Source organism: Pseudonocardia phyllosphaerae, assembly GCF_046546475.1.
GTDB lineage: Bacteria > Actinomycetota > Actinomycetes > Mycobacteriales > Pseudonocardiaceae > Pseudonocardia > Pseudonocardia phyllosphaerae.
Genome location: NZ_JBKGXS010000006.1, coordinates 303,740 through 320,969, shown reverse-complemented (window position 1 = coordinate 320,969; position 17,230 = coordinate 303,740). Strand labels below are relative to the sequence as shown.

The 17,230-nt window shown below is 73.5% G+C and carries 14 protein-coding genes; 1 reads left to right on the top strand and 13 read right to left on the bottom strand.

Features of this window, described 5'->3' with window-relative positions; translation table 11 throughout:
• Positions 1-490: 490 nt before the first annotated feature.
• Genes tyrS through argC form a run of 11 tightly spaced genes read right to left on the bottom strand, consistent with a single transcriptional unit; the run spans position 491 to position 12,309 of the window.
• Positions 491-1,777: a tyrosine--tRNA ligase gene (gene tyrS / locus ACLE50_RS15110; RefSeq protein WP_410944168.1), complete on the bottom strand. Its 1,287-nt coding sequence runs from the start codon at positions 1,775-1,777 to the stop codon at positions 491-493.
• 46 nt (positions 1,778-1,823) lie between these two features.
• A complete protein-coding gene (locus ACLE50_RS15105) occupies positions 1,824-2,510 on the bottom strand; it encodes a DNA-3-methyladenine glycosylase (RefSeq protein ID WP_410944167.1) in 687 nt (228 codons plus the stop codon).
• 11 nt (positions 2,511-2,521) lie between these two features.
• Positions 2,522-3,745 carry an aminotransferase class I/II-fold pyridoxal phosphate-dependent enzyme gene (locus tag ACLE50_RS15100; RefSeq protein WP_410944166.1) on the bottom strand — a complete coding sequence of 408 codons (1,224 nt, stop codon included), beginning with the start codon at positions 3,743-3,745 and terminating at the stop codon, positions 2,522-2,524.
• Positions 3,742-5,157, bottom strand: coding sequence for an argininosuccinate lyase (gene argH, locus ACLE50_RS15095; RefSeq protein WP_410944165.1), 1,416 nt, complete (start codon positions 5,155-5,157; stop codon positions 3,742-3,744). The genes ACLE50_RS15100 and argH overlap by 4 nt, the downstream gene beginning before the upstream one ends.
• Positions 5,154-6,374 carry an argininosuccinate synthase gene (locus ACLE50_RS15090; RefSeq protein ID WP_410944164.1) on the bottom strand — a complete coding sequence of 407 codons (1,221 nt, stop codon included), beginning with the start codon at positions 6,372-6,374 and terminating at the stop codon, positions 5,154-5,156. The genes argH and ACLE50_RS15090 overlap by 4 nt, the downstream gene beginning before the upstream one ends.
• A 1-nt stretch (position 6,375) precedes the next feature.
• Positions 6,376-6,960: an arginine repressor gene (locus tag ACLE50_RS15085; protein WP_410944163.1), complete on the bottom strand. Its 585-nt coding sequence runs from the start codon at positions 6,958-6,960 to the stop codon at positions 6,376-6,378.
• Complete coding sequence (argF, locus tag ACLE50_RS15080; RefSeq protein ID WP_410944162.1) at positions 6,957-7,877, bottom strand: ornithine carbamoyltransferase; 921 nt, start codon at positions 7,875-7,877, stop codon at positions 6,957-6,959. Before argF ends, ACLE50_RS15085 begins: the two co-directional genes overlap by 4 nt.
• Positions 7,877-9,070, bottom strand: a complete 1,194-nt coding sequence (locus tag ACLE50_RS15075) for an acetylornithine transaminase (protein WP_410944161.1) — start codon at positions 9,068-9,070, stop codon at positions 7,877-7,879. Before ACLE50_RS15075 ends, argF begins: the two co-directional genes overlap by 1 nt.
• On the bottom strand, positions 9,067-10,014 hold the full coding sequence (gene argB / locus ACLE50_RS15070; RefSeq protein WP_410944160.1) for an acetylglutamate kinase: 948 nt from the start codon (positions 10,012-10,014) through the stop codon (positions 9,067-9,069). Before argB ends, ACLE50_RS15075 begins: the two co-directional genes overlap by 4 nt.
• A gap of 37 nt (positions 10,015-10,051) precedes the next feature.
• A complete protein-coding gene (argJ, locus tag ACLE50_RS15065) occupies positions 10,052-11,278 on the bottom strand; it encodes a bifunctional glutamate N-acetyltransferase/amino-acid acetyltransferase ArgJ (RefSeq protein WP_410944159.1) in 1,227 nt (408 codons plus the stop codon).
• Positions 11,275-12,309 (bottom strand): N-acetyl-gamma-glutamyl-phosphate reductase, encoded by a 1,035-nt coding sequence (argC, locus tag ACLE50_RS15060; RefSeq protein WP_410944179.1) that lies wholly within the window; start codon positions 12,307-12,309, stop codon positions 11,275-11,277. The genes argJ and argC overlap by 4 nt, the downstream gene beginning before the upstream one ends.
• Before the next feature lie 864 nt (positions 12,310-13,173).
• Here argC and ACLE50_RS15055 point away from each other — a divergent pair.
• On the top strand, positions 13,174-13,482 hold the full coding sequence (locus tag ACLE50_RS15055; protein WP_410944158.1) for a hypothetical protein: 309 nt from the start codon (positions 13,174-13,176) through the stop codon (positions 13,480-13,482).
• 123 nt (positions 13,483-13,605) lie between these two features.
• On the opposite strand, the gene pheT is transcribed toward ACLE50_RS15055, so the two are convergent.
• Both pheT and pheS read right to left on the bottom strand, forming a co-directional pair.
• Positions 13,606-16,125 carry a phenylalanine--tRNA ligase subunit beta gene (gene pheT / locus ACLE50_RS15050; RefSeq protein WP_410944157.1) on the bottom strand — a complete coding sequence of 840 codons (2,520 nt, stop codon included), beginning with the start codon at positions 16,123-16,125 and terminating at the stop codon, positions 13,606-13,608.
• Positions 16,126-16,161: 36 nt separating this feature from the next.
• Complete coding sequence (pheS, locus tag ACLE50_RS15045; protein WP_410944156.1) at positions 16,162-17,223, bottom strand: phenylalanine--tRNA ligase subunit alpha; 1,062 nt, start codon at positions 17,221-17,223, stop codon at positions 16,162-16,164.
• Positions 17,224-17,230 lie beyond the last annotated feature (7 nt).

Sequence of the window (17,230 nt, the reverse complement as noted above, 5' to 3'; positions counted from 1 at the left end):
ACTTACCAAAGAAGCCGCCCGACCCGACGGGGTCAGACCAGACGGCAAAAACAATCTGGCACAAAAACGCCAAACCATATAATTTAGCTCGACACACTGTTGAGTTCTCAAAGGACACCCGCACCACTTCACCGATCTCTCGATCGGATCCCGGAGGCGGATCACCTTGACCCCTCAAGGAAACCATACCGATGAAATCGGCCCGTAACCGGGGGGGTCGGAGTCGCACATCCTCTCGGAGGCAACTCTCTTATGCTACATGTTCCGGAGGGCGGGGTCAACCCCCGCTCCGGGCGGCCTGATCTCCACCGGAGTGGAGTTCTGGGGCCGTCGCCTCCGGGCCGGTGTCAGCGGGTCCGGCCTCTCGGCCTGTCTCGCTGTGTCCGTCCCGTCCTGGCGACAGAGAGAAAGTTACAGGACCCCGTCAGGCCGCCGAACAGGGGGGTCCCCTTTCCGGCATCGCCGCAGGTCAGACGGCGGTTCTCGACGATCAGGGCCGAGTGACCCGCACGCCGGCCAGGTTGCGCTTGCCCCGACGCACGACCAGCCAGCCGCCGTCGAGCACGTCGTCGGAGCCCGGGACCCACTCCTCGTCGGGCACCTTCACGTTGTTCACGTACGCCCCGCCCTCCTTGACCGCACGCCGCGCGGCGCCCTTGCTCTCGCAGAGGCCGGTGGCGACGAGGAGGTCGACGATCGTGTCCGCGCCGCCGCTCTCCGCGGTCGGGACCTCGGCCAGGGCGGCGTCGAGGGTGCGTGCGTCGAGCTCGGTCAGGTCCGCACGGCCGAAGAGGGCCTGGCTCGCCGTCGTCACCTGCCGGGTCTGCTCCTCGCCGTGCACCATCGTCGTCAGCTCCGCGGCGAGACGGCGTTGCGCGCTGCGCAGGTGCGGCTTCTCGACGAGCTCGGCCTCGAGCGCCTCGATCTCCTCGCGGCTCAGGAAGGTGAAGAGCTTGAGGTAGCCGATGACGTCGGCGTCGGCCACGTTCACGAAGTACTGGTACCAGGCGTACGGCGACGTCCGGTCCGGATCGAGCCAGACGTTGCCGCCCCCGGTGGACTTGCCGAACTTGCGGCCCTCGGAGTCGGTGACCAGCGGCGTGGTCAGGGCGTGCACATGGCCGCCCTCCACCCGGCGGACCAGGTCGACCCCGCCGACGATGTTGCCCCACTGGTCCGAGCCACCGATCTGCAGCGTGCAGCCGAGCCGGCGGTACAGCTGCAGGTAGTCCTGCGACTGCAGCAGCAGGTAGCTGAACTCGGTGTAGGACATGCCGTCCGCGGCGAGCCGGCGCTTCACGGTCTCCCGGGCGAGCATCGCGTTGACCGGGAAGTGCTTGCCGAGGTCGCGCAGGAACTCGAGCACCGTCTGCTCGCCGGTCCAGTCCAGGTTGTTCACCGCGACGGCGCCGGTCGGCGAGTCGTCGAAGGTCACGAACCGTTCGAGCTGGCCACGGATCAGGGCCGTCCACTCGGCGACGGTCGCCACGTCGTGCAGGTTCCGCTCCCCCACGTCGCGCGGGTCACCGATCAGGCCGGTGGCCCCGCCGGCCAGGATCACCGGCCGGTGCCCGGCTTCCTGGAACCGCCGCAGAGTGAGCAGCTGGACCAGGTGACCGGCGTGCAGGCTCGGCGCGGTCGGGTCGAACCCGGCGTACAGCGTCACCGGCCCGTCCCCGGCGAGCTCCTTCGCCAGGGCGTCGCGGTCGGTGCTCTGCGCGATCAGGCCGCGCCAGTCCAGCTCGTCGAGGATGTCCGTGGTGCTCACGGCCACCATCTTGGTCGCCGCCCCGTGCCGGGTGCACGCGGGTCGCCCGGTGTGTTCAGCGTGCGGACTCCCCGGCGGACCTCCGGCGCCGCCGCGCGCCTCCCGGCCGGTAGGCGCTCACCCCCGGTGCCCCGTCGATCCAGTACCGCCACGGAAGCTCGCCGGCCGCGGCCACACCCACCCGCGGTCCCGTCCGGACCGCCGACGGGTCCGGCGGGGTCCCGGACCGCAGCCGGACCGGCGACGACGGGTCGGTCAGGTCCACCCCGTCGTCACCCCTGTCGAGCCCGAGCAGCGACGCCAGCCGCGCCGGCCCCCGGGCCAGGTCGGCGTCCCGGCGGGCGGTCGGGCGACGCTCCCGCGCGACCCCCGGATCGGTGACCAGCTCGCCGCCGCGGACCAGGACCGCGCCCGGCTCGCCGTCGACCAGGCAGACGACGTTGGCGCAGAAGTGCATCCCGTAGACGAAATACACGTACAGGTGCCCGGCCGGGCCGAACATCACCGCGTTGCGCGCGGTACGGCCCCGGTAGCAGTGCGACGCCGGGTCGTCGCGGCCGCGGTAGGCCTCCACCTCCACCAGACGGACGCCGACGGTGCCGTCCGGGGTGTCGGCCTCCAGCACACACCCCAGCACCAGCTCCGCCGCGTCGAGCGGGTCGACGGCCAGGGCGGAGCGGGGCAGTAACGAGCCGGGGCCCGGCCGGTCGTCCCGGCCGGGCCCCGGAGTGGTTCCCGTCATGGACTCGCTGTTCAGCGGCGCGACAGCGCCAGCTGCACGCAGGTGACGACGCCTGCCATCGCCTTCTCGACCTCGTCCTGCGGGGGCAGGGTCGGGGCGAGCCGGATCGTCGCGTCCTGCGGGTCCTTGCCACCCGGGTGCGTCGCACCGGCCGGGGTCAGCACGATCCCGGCGTCCTTCGCGAGCGCGACGACCTCCGAGGCCAGCCCGTCCGGCACGGTCAGGCTGACGAAGTAGCCGCCCTTCGGCGTCGTCCAGGACACGCCCTCGACGTCGGAGAACGCCTCGCCCAGCAGGCGTTCCACCGCGGCGAACTTGGGTGCGATGAGCTCGCGGTGCGCGGCCATGTGGGCGCGCAGCCCGGCCGCGTCCTTGAGGAACTTCGCGTGCCGCAGGTGGTTGACCTTGTCCGGGCCGATGATCTTCTTCGACGCCAGCTTCAGCCACCAGTCGACGTTGGCCTGCGACGCACCGAAGAACGCCACGCCCGCACCGGCGAAGGTGATCTTGGAGGTGGAGCCGAAGACGAACGGCCGGTCCGGGTTGCCCGCCTCGGCGGCCAGCGCCAGGACGTCGGCGACCTCGATCTCCTCCTCGGTCAGGTGGTGCACCGCGTAGGCGTTGTCCCACATGATCCGGAAGTCCGGTGCGGCGGTCGGCATCGACGCGAGCCGGCGCACGACCTCGTCGGAGTAGACGACGCCGTCCGGGTTCGAGTACTTCGGCACGCACCAGATGCCCTTGATCGACGGGTCATCGGCGACGAGCCGCTCGACCTCGTCCATGTCCGGGCCGTCGGGCGTCATCGGAACGGTGACCAGCTCGATGCCGAGGCGCTCGCAGACGCCGTAGTGCCGGTCGTAACCGGGGACCGGGGCGATGAACGCGACCCGGCCGGCGTCGACCCAGCGGGCCGGGGCACCCGGCACCGGGGACAGCAGGGCGTGCACCAGCGTGTCGTGCATCAGCTCGAGGCTGGAGTTGTTCGCCGCGACCAGCTGCCCGACCGGGACCTGCAGGAACGGCGCGAAGATCTCCCGCAGCTCGAGCAGTCCCTGCCCGCCGCCGTAGTTGCGGGTGTCGGTGCCGTCCGCGGCGCGGTACTCCCCCGCGCCCGGCAGGCCCAGCAGCTCGTTCGACAGGTCGAGCTGCTCCGACGACGGCTTGCCCCGCGTCAGGTCCAGCTTCAGGCCCGCGGCCTTCAGTTCCTCGTACGCTGCGGCTGGGTCGGTCATGCGGTTCCTCCGGTGAACTCTCTCGCTGCGGCGGACTCGGTGCGCAGGTCGGCGAGCTGCTCGGCGACGCGGTCGCCCGCCGTGCCGCCCCGCGCGTTCCGCGACGCGATGGAGCCTTCCACGCTGAGCACCTCCCGCACATCCGGGTTCAGCGCCGGGTGCACGCCCACCAGCTCGTCGTCGGTCAGGTCCTCGAGGCCGACACCGCGGCCCTCGGCCACCCGGACGCAGCCGCCGGCGGCCTCGTGCGCGACGCGGAACGGCACGCCCTGACGGACCAGCCACTCGGCGACGTCGGTGGCCAGGGTGAACCCGGCCGGGGCCAGCTCGGCCAGGCGCTCGGTGTGGAAGGTCAGGGTGCCGACCATCCCGGCCACCGCGGGGAGCAGCAGCTCCAGCTGGGCGACCGAGTCGAAGACCGGCTCCTTGTCCTCCTGCAGGTCCCGGTTGTAGGCCAGCGGTAGACCCTTGAGCGTGGTCAGCAGGCCCGTCAGGTTCCCGACGAGCCGGCCGGACTTGCCCCGCGCCAGCTCGGCGACGTCGGGGTTCTTCTTCTGCGGCATGATCGAGCTGCCGGTGGAGAAGGCGTCGTCGAGGGTGACGTAGCCGAACTCCGCGGTCGCCCAGAGGATGACCTCCTCCGACACCCGGGACAGGTCCACACCGATCATGGCCAGGACGAATGCGGCCTCCGCGGCGAAGTCCCGCGACGCCGTCCCGTCGATCGAGTTCGCCGACGAGCCGGTGAAGCCCAGCTCCTCGGCGACCGCCTCCGGGTCCAGCCCCAGCGACGAACCGGCCAGCGCGCCGGACCCGTAGGGCGAGTACGCGGTACGGCGGTCCCAGTCGCGCAGCCGGTCGACGTCGCGCAGCAGGGCGTGCGCGTGCGCGGCCAGCTGGTGGCCGAGCAGCACCGGCTGGGCGTGCTGCAGGTGCGTACGGCCCGGCATCGCGGCACCGGGGTGCGCCTCGGCCTGCGCCACCAGGGCGTCGACGACGTCGAGCACGCCCGCGGCGATCCGGCGGGCCGCGTCGCGCAGCCACATCCGGAACTGCGTGGCGACCTGGTCGTTGCGCGACCGGCCGGCCCGCAGCTTGCCGCCCAGGTCCGGGCCTGCCCGCTCGATCAGGCCGCGCTCCAGCGCGGTGTGCACGTCCTCGTCGCCGGGCTCGGCGGTGAACGCGCCGGACGCCACGTCGGCGGCCAGCTCGTCGAGCGCCTTGTGCATGCCCGACAGCTCCTCGTCCGACAGCAGCCCGGCCCGGTGCAGCACGCGGGCGTGCGCCTTCGAGCCGCGGATGTCGTACGGGGCCAGCGCCCAGTCGAAGTGGGTGGACTTGCTCAGGGCGGCCAGCGCGTCGGCCGGGCCGGACGCGAACCGGCCACCCCACAGTGCCGCGCCGCCGCTCACGACTCGGGGCTGTCGTTGCCGGCCTGGCCGAGGTCCCGCCGCGAGGCGATCTTGCTCGGCAGGCCCCAGAGCTGGACGAAGCCCTTCGCCAGGGACTGGTCGAAGGCGTCGCCCTCGTCGTAGGTGGCGAGGTTGAAGTCGTAGAGCGAGGAGTCCGAACGACGCCCGGTCGCGGTGGCACGGCCACCGGCCAGCTCGAGGCGGACCTCGCCGTTGACCTGCTGCTGGGACTCGGCGACGAAGGTGTCGAGGGCCCGCTTGAGCGGGGAGAACCACAGGCCGTCGTAGACCAGCTCGGTCCACCGCTGCGAGACCTGCCGCTTGAAGCGGGCCAGGTCGCGCTCGACGGTGACGTTCTCCAGCTCCTGGTGCGCGGTGATCAGCGCCATCGCGCCCGGGGCCTCGTAGACCTCGCGGGACTTGATGCCGACCAGGCGGTCCTCGACCATGTCGATCCGGCCGACGCCGTGCTTGCCTGCGACCTCGTTGAGCTTCTGGATGGCCTGCAGCATCGTGACGGGCTCGCCGTCGATCGCGACCGGCACGCCCTTCTCGAAGCGGATGACCACCTCGTCGGCGGGCTGGAAGGTCTGCGGGTCGCCGGTGTAGGAGTACACGTCCTTGGTCGGCGCGTTCCACAGGTCCTCGAGGAACCCGGTCTCCACCGCGCGGCCCCACACGTTCTGGTCGATCGAGAACGGCGACTTCTTGGTCACGTCGATCGGCAGGTCGTGCGACTCGGCGTAGGAGATCGCCTTCTCCCGGGTCCACGCGAAGTCGCGGACCGGGGCGATGACGTTCAGGTCCGGGGCGAGAGCCTGGATGCCGACCTCGAAACGGACCTGGTCGTTGCCCTTGCCGGTGCAGCCGTGCGCGACGGTGGAGGCGCCGTGGTACTTCGCCGCCTCCACCAGGTGCTTCACGATGAGCGGGCGCGAGATCGCCGAGACCAGCGGGTAGCGGTCCATGTAGAGCGCGTCCGCCTGCAGCGTCGGCAGGCAGTACTGGTCGGCGAACTCGTCGCGCGCATCGGCGACGACGGCCTCGACCGCACCGCAGGCCAGCGCCCGCTTGCGAATCTCCTCCAGGTCCTCGCCGCCCTGGCCGACGTCCACCGCGACCGCGACGACCTCGGCCCCGGTCTCCTCGGCGATCCAGCCGATCGCCACCGAGGTGTCGAGCCCACCGGAGTAGGCCAGTACGACCCGGTCCGCCATGTCAGTTCTCCTTCGTCGCGTGGCCCGGACCCGCGGCGGACGACGCTGCGTCCTGCGGTGCGGTGTCCGGCACCTCGTTGTTCGGCAGTTCCTGCAGCCGCTGCGCGAGCTCCGCCCCGGTGAGGGGCTCGCGAGCGACCACGATGATCGTGTCGTCGCCGGCGATGGTGCCGACGACGTCGTGCAGCGCGGCCCGGTCCAGCGCGCTGGCCAGGTAGTGCGCCGCTCCCGGCGGGGTCCGCAGGACGGCAAGGTTCCCACTCGCGTCCGCGGACACGAGCAGCTCCCCCACGAGTCGACCCAACCGGGTGGTGCCGCCCTCGACGCCGCGGACCGGGTTCCCGTCCTCGGGTATCCGGTACACCGGTGCGCCGCCGTCGGGGCCGCGCAGCTTCACCGCGCCGAGCTCGTCCAGGTCCCGCGACAGCGTGGCCTGGGTGGTCTCGATGCCGTGCAGCTGGTCGAGCAGGACGAGCAGCTCGGGCTGGCTGCGCACCGCGCGATGCCACAGCACGTCCATGATCTTCGCCTGCCGGGTGACCCGGCTGGCGTTGCCCCGGGTCCGTTCGGTCCCCGCCTCGCTCATGCGCGCAGCAGCCACGTCAGCAGCGCCTTCTGGGCGTGCAGCCGGTTCTCCGCCTCGTCCCACACCGCGCTGGCCGGTCCGTCGATCACCGCGTCGGTGATCTCGTCGCCGCGGTGCGCGGGCAGGCAGTGCAGCACGATCGCGCCGGGCGCGGCGCGGGCGAGCAGCTCGTCGTTCACCTGGTACGGGCGGAAGGGCGCCACCCGGTCCAGGCCGTCGTCCTCCTGCCCCATCGAGGTCCAGGTGTCGGTCACGACGACGTCGGCGCCGGCCACCGCGGTCTGCGGATCGGCGACCAGGGTCACCGACCCGCCGGTCTGTTCGGCGCGGGCCTTCGCGTCCCGGACGACGGCGTCGTCCGGGGTGAAGCCGGCCGGGGCCGCGATCCGCACGTGCAGGCCCGCGGTGACGCCGCCGAGCAGCAGCGAGTGCGCGACGTTGTTGGCGCCGTCCCCGAGGTAGGTCAGCGTGAGCCCGGCCAGGTACCCGAACCGCTCCCGGATCGTCTGCAGGTCGGCCAGGATCTGGCACGGGTGGAAGGTGTCGGTCAGCGCGTTGACCACCGGCACCGTCGCGACCTCGGCCATCTCCTCGATCCGCTCCTGCCCGGTGGTCCGCCACACGACGGCGTCGACGTAGCGGGACAGCACCCGGGACGTGTCGGAGATCGTCTCGCCGCGCCCCAGCTGGCAGGTGGTGCCGTCGAGGATGATCGCGGTGCCGCCGAGCTGGGTGATGCCCGCCTCGAACGAGACCCGGGTGCGGGTGGAGGACTTGTCGAACACGACGGCGACGGCCTTCGGGCCCTCGAGCGGGCGCTCGGCGAACCGGTCGGCCTTGACCCGGTCGGCGAGGTCGAGGACCTCGGCCTGCTCGGCCGGGGACAGGTCGTCGTCGCGCAGCAGGTGGCGGACCATCAGTTGCCCTGCCCCTCGTGCTCGGCGGCCGCCGCGTCCAGCACGCCGGGCAGCGCGCGGAGGAACTGCGCGGCCTCGTCGTCGGTGAGGGTCAGCGCGGGCGCGATGCGCAGCCGGTCCGGGGTCGCGTTGTTGACCAGGTACCCGGCCTCGCGCGCAGCCGCGGCCGCCTGTGCGGCGACCGGCGCGGTCAGCCCGACGCCGATGTGCAGCCCGGCCCCGGAGACGTCGGCGACCAACGGGTGGCCGAGGCCCTCGATGCCGCTGCGGATCTCCTTGCCGAGCCGGTCGACGTGCTCGAGCAGCCCGTCGCTGGCGATCGTGTCGAGTACGGCGAGGGCCGCCGCGCAGGCCACCGGGTTGCCTCCGAAGGTGGTGCCGTGCTGGCCGGGCTCGAGCAGTGCTCCGGCCTCGCCGATGCCGATGCAGGCGCCGATCGGCAGGCCGCCGCCCAGCCCCTTGGCCAGGGTGACCACGTCCGGGACGATCCCGTGTGCCTGGTGGGCGAACCAGTGGCCGGTGCGGCCGATCCCGGTCTGGACCTCGTCGAGCACGAGCAGCGCGCCCCGCTCGGCGGTGATCCGGCGGGCCTCGGCGAGGTAGTCCGCGGGCGGCACGATCACGCCGGCCTCGCCCAGGATCGGCTCGAGGAACACCGCGGCGGTGTCGGAGGTGACCGCGGTGTCGAGCGCGGCGACGTCACCGAACGGGATGTGCGTGACCCCGGCCGGCATCGGCTCGAACGGCGCCCGCTTGGCCGGCTGGCCGGTCAGCGCGAGCGCGCCCATCGTGCGGCCGTGGAACGCCTGCTCACAGGCGATGATCTCCGGCCGCCCGGTCCGGCGGGCGATCTTGAAGGCGGCCTCGTTGGCCTCGGTGCCGGAGTTGCACAGCAGGACCCGCGCGTCGTCTCGGCCCAGCAGGCTCTGCAGGCGCTCGGCGAGCTGCAGCGCGGGCTCGGTGATGAAGAAGTTCGAGGTGTGGCCGAGTGTGCGGACCTGCTCGGACACGGCGTCGACGACGGCCGGGTGGGCGTGGCCGAGGGCGTTGACGGCGATGCCGGCGTAGAGGTCCAGGTACTCGCGGCCCTCGGAGTCCCACACGTGGGCGCCCTCGCCGCGGACCAGGGTCAGCGGCGGGGTGCCGTAGTTGTTCATCAGCGCGGCCTGCCACCGCTGCGCCTGGGTCGTCATGACTGCGTCACCCCGTCCTCGCTGCTGTCGTGCGGAGCCGGCTCGGGGTCCGGGAGGACCATCGTGCCGACACCCTCGTGTGTGAAGACCTCGAGCAGCACCGAGTGCGGCACCCGCCCGTCGATCACGTGGGCCTGCCCGACGCCGGACCGCACCGCCCGCAGGCAGGCCTCCATCTTCGGCGCCATCCCGCTCTCCAGCCGCGGGAGCATCGGCTCGAGCTGCCCCGCGGTCAGCGAGGTGATGATCGAGTCCGGGTCGGGGTAGTTGGCGTAGAGCCCCTCGACGTCGGTGAGCACCACGAGCTTCGCGGCGTCGAGGGCACCGGCCAGCGCGGCGGCGGCGCTGTCGGCGTTGATGTTGTGGACCTGCCCGTCGGCGTCCGGGGCGACCCCGGCGACGACCGGGATCCGGCCCGCCGCGACGATGTCGAGCACCGCGTCCGGGTTGACCTCGGTGACGTCGCCGACGAGGCCGATGTCGACCGCCTCACCACCGACCAGGGCGGTGCGCTTCTCCGCGGTGAACAGCCCCGCGTCCTCACCGGACAGCCCGACCGCGAGCGGCCCGTGCTGGTTGATCAGCCCGACGAGCTCCCGGCCGACCTGGCCGAACAGCACCATCCGGACGATCTCCATGGTCTCCGGCGTGGTGACCCGCAGCCCGCCGCGGAACTCCCCGGGCATGCCGAGCCGGGTCAGCATCGCGCTGATCTGCGGGCCGCCGCCGTGCACGACGACCGGGTGGATGCCTGCCAGCCGCAGGAACACCATGTCCAGCGCGAACGCCTGCTTGAGGTCCTCGTCGACCATGGCGTTGCCGCCGTACTTCACGACGACGACGCGGCCGTGGAAGCGCTGCAGCCAGGGCAGCGCCTCGGCCAGGACCGCGGCCTTCTCCCCCGCGCGCTTCAGCCGGCCCGGGGTCTCCGGACTCGGGGCCACCTGCGGCTGCGGGCGCGACTCCGACGACGGGAGCGGCTCAGGAGGAGTAGGCACTGTTCTCCTCCACGTAGGCGTGCGACAGGTCGGTGGTGCGGATCTCCGCGGTGTTGCCCTCGACCCCGCCGGCCAGACCCAGCTCGACCTCGACCAGCACGTCCTGGCCCGAGAGGTCGCAGTCGGCGCGGTCCCCGGCGACGACGGCACCCTTGCACAGCAGGACCCCGTTGATCGTCACGTCGAGCCGCTCGGGGTCGACGTGGGCGTCGGCGTACCCGGCGGCGGCCGCGACCCGGCCCCAGTTGGGGTCGGAGCCGAACATCGCCGTCTTCACCAGGGCGTCGCGGGCGATCGTGCGGGCGACGACCACCGCGTCGTCCTCGGAAGCGGCGCCGGTGACCCGCACGGTGATCCGCTTGGTGACGCCCTCGGCGTCGGCCTGCATCTGCGCGGCGAGGTCCCGGCAGGTCCGGGTCAGGGCCGCGGTGAACACCGCCGGATCCGCCTCGATCCCGGACGCGCCGGAGGCCAGCACGAGCACGGTGTCGTTGGTGGACATCGAGCCGTCGACGTCGAGCCGGTCGAAGCTGTAGCGCACGGCCTCGTGCAGGGCGGCGTCGAGCGTCGAGCGGTCGACGACGGCGTCGGTGGTGAGCACCGTGAGCATGGTCGCCATCGACGGCGCGATCATCCCGGCGCCCTTGGTGATGCCGCCGACGCTCCAGCCGGCCGGGTCCGCGACGCCGGCCTCCTTCGGGAGGGTGTCGGTCGTCATGATCGCCCGGGCGGCGGCCGTACCGGCCTCGGGTGTGTCCGCCAGCTCACCGGTCGCCGCCGTCACCCCGGCGAGCACGGTCTCGCGCGGCAGCTGCTCGCCGATCAGCCCGGTGGAGCACACCGCGACCTCGACCGCGCCGCAGCCCAGCTCCTCGGCGACCTTCTCCGCGGTGGCGTGCGCGGTCTGGAAGCCCTCGGGGCCGGTGCAGGCGTTCGCCCCGCCGGAGTTGAGGACGACCGCCCGCAGTGCCCCGGATTCCAGGACCTGCTGCGACCACAGCACGGGCGCGGCCTTGACCTGGTTGCGGGTGAACACCCCGGCGGCGTCGAAGCGCGGCCCGTCGTTGACGACCAGGGCGAGGTCGGGGTTGCCGGACTTCTTGATCCCGGCGACGAGCCCGGCGGCCCGGAACCCGCGCGCGGCGGTGACCCCGGCGGCCTCGGGCCGCTCGGTGCCGGCCTGGTCGGTGGTGTCGTTCGTGGCGGTCACGGGGCGACTCCCGTCGTCGGCAGGCCTGCGGTCTCGGGGAGGCCCAGGGCCAGGTTCATGCACTGGACGGCACCGCCCGCGGTGCCCTTGGTCAGGTTGTCGATCGCGGAGACGACGACGAGGCGGCCGGAGTCGGCGTCGACGGTCACCTGCAGCGCGACCAGGTTCGACCCGAGCGTCTGCCCGGTGGTGGGCCACTGGCCCTCGGGCAGCAGCCGGACGAACGGCTCGTCGGCGTAGGCCTTCTCGTAGGCGGCGCGCACGGTGGCGGTGTCGGTCTCCGGGTCCGCCAGCGGCGCCGAGCAGGAGGCGAGGATGCCCCGCGGCAGCGGCGCCAGGACCGGGGTGAAGCTCACCGAGACCGGCGAGCCGAGCGCGGCGGAGAGGTTCTGGACGATCTCCGGGGTGTGCCGGTGCACGCCGCCGACGCCGTAGGCCGACAGCGAGCCCATGACCTCGGCACCGAGCAGGTGCGGCTTGAGCGACCGGCCCGCCCCGGAGGTGCCGGTCACCGCGGTGATCACGACCTCGGGCTCGACCAGGCCCGCGACCAGGGCGGGGTACAGCGCCAGGCTGGTGCCGGTCGGGTAACAGCCGGGCACGGCGACCCGGCGGCTGCCGACGAGCACCTCGCGGGCTCCGGGCAGTTCGGGCAGCCCGTAGGGCCAGTGGCCGGCGTGGGTCCCGCCGTACCAGCGGTCCCAGGCCTGCGGGTCGGCGAGCCGGTGGTCGGCACCGCAGTCGATAACCAGGGTGTCCTCGCCGAGCTGCGCGGCGAGCTCTGCGGACTTGCCGTGCGGCAGCGCCAGGAACACCGCGTCGTGCCCCGCGAGGTTCTCCGGGGTGCTCTCGCCGAGGACGCGGTCGGCCAGCGGCGCCAGGTGCGGCTGATGCTCACCCAGACGGGTCCCGGCGTTGCCGCCGGCCGTCAGAGCGCCGATCTCGACCTCGGGGTGCGCCAGCAGGAGCCGGAGGAGCTCTCCCCCGGCGTATCCACTGGCTCCCGCCACAGCGATGCGTACCACATGGATGATTATGCATGAGCACGGAATGTCATGCAAAGCGGGTTCGCGATCGCGAACCGTCGCGCGGATCCGGCTCGCCGGCCCGGGGCGGACCCTAGCGTCCCGCGGGTGCGGACGGTGGGCGGGAAGGCGTGGGTCACGCTCCTGGGTGCGGTGCTGGTACTGGGCTGTGCCGGGTGCGGGGCGACGGTCGACGGGCACGCCTGGCCGGAGGGGGCGGGTCCCCCGTTGCCGGTCGCCTCGCAGTCCGAGCAGTCGGAACAGTCCGAGCAGTCGGAGCAGTCGGAGCAGTCCGGTCGGTCGGGGCAGCCCGGTCAGCCGGAGCAGTCCGCTCAGGCGGCGCAGCCGGGACAGGCGCAGCAGCCGGAACAGGCACCGTCGTCGGGCGGGCAGCCGGAGGCCGCGGGTCCGACGAGGGCGTTCAGCGGGCCCGGGACGGACGTGCCCGTCCCGACGTTCCCGCCCGGGCCCACCTACGGGGTGCCGGCGTTCCCGCCGTCGACGACGCCGGGAGCACCGCCACCGGTGGCCCCGGGGGCACCGGGGCCGTCCTCCGGAGATCCAACGCCCGGTTCAGCACCCGGATCCGGTTCCGCAGTTGCCGGGGACACCCCTCGGACGGAGGAGCCGACCGGTGCGTCGACCGGCGCAGCACCCGAGGCGAACGCCTCCAGCGGTACCGGCGACCGGGGCGGTGGGTCCGCCGTCCCGGCACCACGGGCGCCCGACTCCGCCGGCCCGAGCGCCCCGCCGGCAGCCACTGCGGGAGCCCCGCCCCCGCCGCTCACCGCCGACGCCGTCGACGACGAGTGCCTGCTCGGCACCACGGACCTCACCCGGCTGCTCGGCACCGCACCCGTCGCACGTCCGGTGAACGCGCTGGTCAGGCGCCCGGACGGCACTCCGGCGCGGTCCTGTTTCGCCATCGGCGGGCAGGCGACGGTCGCGGTGAACGTCTACACGACGAACCGGACGACCCCGGTCCGCTGGGTGCGCGCGGCGCCCGGCGCCCACCCGGTCGGAGGCCTGCGTTCCGGGGTGGCCGCCGCGGTCCTGGAGACCGTCGGCGGGCCGACGCTGCAGGTCGGGACGGCGCGCCGGCTGGTCACGGTGACCGTCGCCGGCCGCTCCCCCGACGAGCGGACGTGGCGCGCGGTCGCCGCCGCGCTCACCCGCTGACCCCGCCACCGGCGAACGCGCACCCGTCGCGGGGAACGCACACCGGATCAGATGCGCGTCCACGTGACGGGTGCGCGTTCACGGAGCCCGACGGAGCCGAAGGGAACGGCTCGGAGAGCGGGCTCAGCGCTGGACGGCGCCGTGCCTGCTGCTCGCCGCGGCCACCGCACCGTCGCGGGCGGCGTTGGCCTCCTCGCTGGTCAGCGTGCGGTCCGGGGCGCGCAGCCGCAGCGAGAACGCCAGCGACCGGCGCCCGGCCCCGACCTGCTCCCCGGTGTAGACGTCGAACAGCCGCACCGACTCCAGAAGGTCACCGGCTCCCTCGGTGAGGGCGTCGGCGAGGTCGGCGGCCGGCACCGTCTCGTCGGCGACGAGCGCGACGTCGACCGAGGTCGGCGGGTACGACGACACTGCGGGCACCGGCAGGTTCTCCTGCAGCGGCACCGCGTCCAGGTCGATCTCGACGGCGGCGGTGCGGGCGGGCAGCCCGAGCGCCTCGACGACCTTCGGGTGCAGCTCACCGGCGTACCCGACGACGGTGCTGTCCCCGGCGTCGGTCCCGGCGACGACCAGCTCGGCGCAGCGGCCGGGGTGCCACGGGGCGTGCTCGGCGCGCCGCGGCCGCAGCTCGACCCCGGCGGCGGCACCGGTCAGCCGGGCGGTCTCGACGGCGTCCTCCCAGCCCGCGGGGCGCCCCTTGCCCCACCAGCCGCGCGGCTCGCGGGCCCCGGCCAGCACGACCGCGACGTGCGTGGGCTGCGCGGGCAGCCCAGCCCGCAGCGCCGCGTACTCCTCGTCCGACGGCCGCCCGGTGACGGCCGGGTCGGGCATCGCGGGCGGGTTCTGCGCGGGCTGCACGACCTGCCCGATCGCGTACAGCGCGAGATCCTCGGCACCACGGGAACGGTTGCGCACCAGCATGTCCAGCAGGCCGGGCAGCAAGGTCGTGGACAGCCGGGACCGCTCGGCGTCGAGCGGGTTGGTGACGGCGACGGTGCGGCGGCGCTCGTCGTCGGCGGGCAGGCCGAGGTCGTCCCACACGGTGTCGGAGACGAACGGGAACGGCAGCACCTCGACCAGGCCGGACTCGGCGAGCGCGCGCGACACGGCGCGGCGCCGCTGCTGGGCCGGGGTGAGGCCGCGGCCGCCGGGTGCCGACGGCAGCACCGACGGGATGGTGTCGTAGCCCTCCAGCCGCAGCACCTCCTCGACCAGGTCAGCGGCCTGGGTGAGGTCGGGGCGCCAGGTCGGCGGGGTCGCGACGACCATGCCGCGGCCGTCGTCGGCGGTGTCGAGCTCGACGGTGCAGCCGACCTGGGTGAGCCGCCGCACGGTCGCGCCGCGCGGGTAGGCGACCCCGGCGACGCGGTCGGGCAGATCCAGCGGCATCCGCACCGGGGCGACCGGCGGGATCCCACCCTCGTCGGTGCGGCCGTCGGCCAGGGTGCCGCCGCCCAGCTCGACGAGCAGCTGCGCGGCCCGCTCGGCGGCGACCGCGGGCAGTGCCGGGTCGACGACGCGCTCGAACCGGCGCGAGGCCTCGCTGGGCAGCTTGTGCCGCCGCGCGGCGCGCGCGATCACCGGCGGGGAGAAGTGCGCGGCCTCCAGCAGGACGTCAACCCGGGCCCCCGGCTCGAGGTCGTCGAGCGCGGGGATCTCGGTCGAGGCCCCGCCCATGACGCCGGCGAGCCCGATCGGGCCGGAGTCGTCGGTGATGAGCAGGTCGTCCGGGTCGAGGGTGCGGGTCTGCCCGTCGAGAGTGGCCAGCTTCTCCCCCGCGGCCGCGCGGCGGACGTCGATGGTGCCGGTGACGCGGGAGGCGTCGTAGCCGTGCAGCGGCTGGCCGAGGTCGAGCATCACGAAGTTGGTGACGTCGACGATCAGCGAGATCGGCCGCATCCCGGCCGAGATCAGCGCGCGCTGCATCCACCACGGGCTCGGCGCGGCCGGGTCGACGCCGTCGACGCGGCGGACGACGAACCGGGCGCAGCCCTCGGTGTCGGTGATCGTGACCGGCCAGGCGTCGCCGGTCGCCTCGGGCACGGTGACCTGCGAGGCCGGGTCGGTGTACTCGGCGTCGAGCGAGGTCGCGAGCTCGCGGGCGAGGCCGCGCACGGCGAAGCAGTACCCGCGGTCCGGAGTCACGGCCAGCTCGACGACCGGCTCGGCCAGCCCGAGGACCTCCAGCGCGTCGTCGCCGGGCTCGGCGGTGCCGGGCGGCAGCACGAGGATGCCGGCGTGGTCGGTACCGAGGCCGAGCTCCTTGGCCGAGGCGATCATGCCGTCGGAGACCTTGCCGTAGGTCTTGCGCTGGGCGATCTCGAAGTTCCCGGGCAGCACCGAGCCCGGCTCGGTGACGACCACCAGGTCGCCCTCGGCGAAGTTGCGGGCGCCGCAGACGACGTAGCGGTGCCGGTCGCCCTCGAACTCGACCCGGCAGTACCGGATCGGCTTCTTGAACTCGGTCAGCTCCTCGATGCCGGCGACCCGGGCGACGGTCACCGGCCCGGTGACGTCCGGGGCCGGGTGGATCTGTTCGACCTCCAGCCCGACCCGGACGAACGCCTCGCCGATCTCCTCGGGCGAGGACGGCAGGGCGGCCGGGTCGATGTGCCGGGCGAGCCAGGAGGCGGACACGCGCACTGTTCGGAACTCCTCAGATGGTGAGAGTGAAGGGGCTCAGACGCCGAAGGCGGTCGAGAAGCGGATGTCGCCCTCGACCATGTCCCGCATGTCGGGGATGCCGTTGCGGAACATCAGGGTCCGCTCGATGCCCATGCCGAAGGCGAACCCGGTGTAGCGCTCCGGGTCGACGCCCGCGGCGCGCAGGACGTTGGGATTGACCATGCCGCAGCCGCCCCACTCGACCCAGCCGGCGCCGCCCTTCTTCTGCGGGAACCACAGATCCACCTCGCCGGAGGGCTCGGTGAACGGGAAGTACGACGGCCGCATCCGGGTCCCGGCGTCCGGGCCGAACATGGCGCGGGCGAACGCGTCGAGGGTGCCCTTGAGGTGCGCCATCGTCAGCCCCTCGTCGACCACGAGGCCCTCGACCTGGTGGAACACCGGGGTGTGGGTGGCGTCGAGCTCGTCGGTGCGGAACGTGCGGCCCGGGCAGGCCACGTAGACCGGCAGCTCCCGCTCGAGCAGCGACCGGACCTGCACCGGGGAGGTGTGCGTGCGCAGCACCGTGCCCGAGTCCTGCCCCTGCTCGGGGTCGCCGAGGTAGAACGTGTCCTGCATGGTGCGCGCCGGGTGATCCTTGCCGAAGTTCAGCGCGTCGAAGTTCAGCCAGGACGCCTCGACCTCGGGGCCCTCGGCGATCTCCCAGCCCATCCCGACGAAGATGTCGGCGATCCGCTCGGAGAGCTGCGTGATGGGGTGCCGGGCCCCGCGGGGGCGCCGGTCCCAGGGCAGCGTGACGTCGACGGTCTCCTCGCGCAGCACCCGCTCGTCGCGCTCGGCGACCAGGGCGGCGCGACGGTCGTCGAACGCGGCCTGGGCCTCCTGGCGGGCGGCGTTCACCCGCTTGCCGGCGTCGGCGCGCTCCGGTCCGGGCAGCTGTCCCAGCGAGCGGCGGGCCATCGGGATCGGCGCCTTGTCGCCGAGGTGCGCCGGCTTGGCCGCGGCCAGGGCGTCCAGGTCGGTCGCCTGCTCGAACGCGGCGCGCGCGGACTCCACCGCGGCCTTCAGCACGTCCGGGTCGAGCGGGTTGGTCTCCGCAGCAGCGTCGTCACTCATGGTGCCC

Bases quoted from the DNA above. Each gene is read 5' to 3' on its own strand.
- tyrS (WP_410944168.1), bottom strand. From the start codon at position 1,777: ATGGTGGCCGTGAGCACCACGGACATCCTCGACGAGCTGGACTGGCGC.
- ACLE50_RS15105 (WP_410944167.1), bottom strand. From the start codon at position 2,510: ATGACGGGAACCACTCCGGGGCCCGGCCGGGACGACCGGCCGGGCCCC.
- ACLE50_RS15100 (WP_410944166.1), bottom strand. From the start codon at position 3,745: ATGACCGACCCAGCCGCAGCGTACGAGGAACTGAAGGCCGCGGGCCTG.
- ACLE50_RS15090 (WP_410944164.1), bottom strand. From the start codon at position 6,374: ATGGCGGACCGGGTCGTACTGGCCTACTCCGGTGGGCTCGACACCTCG.
- ACLE50_RS15085 (WP_410944163.1), bottom strand. From the start codon at position 6,960: ATGAGCGAGGCGGGGACCGAACGGACCCGGGGCAACGCCAGCCGGGTC.
- argF (WP_410944162.1), bottom strand. From the start codon at position 7,877: ATGGTCCGCCACCTGCTGCGCGACGACGACCTGTCCCCGGCCGAGCAG.
- ACLE50_RS15075 (WP_410944161.1), bottom strand. From the start codon at position 9,070: ATGACGACCCAGGCGCAGCGGTGGCAGGCCGCGCTGATGAACAACTAC.
- pheS (WP_410944156.1), bottom strand. From the start codon at position 17,223: ATGAGTGACGACGCTGCTGCGGAGACCAACCCGCTCGACCCGGACGTG.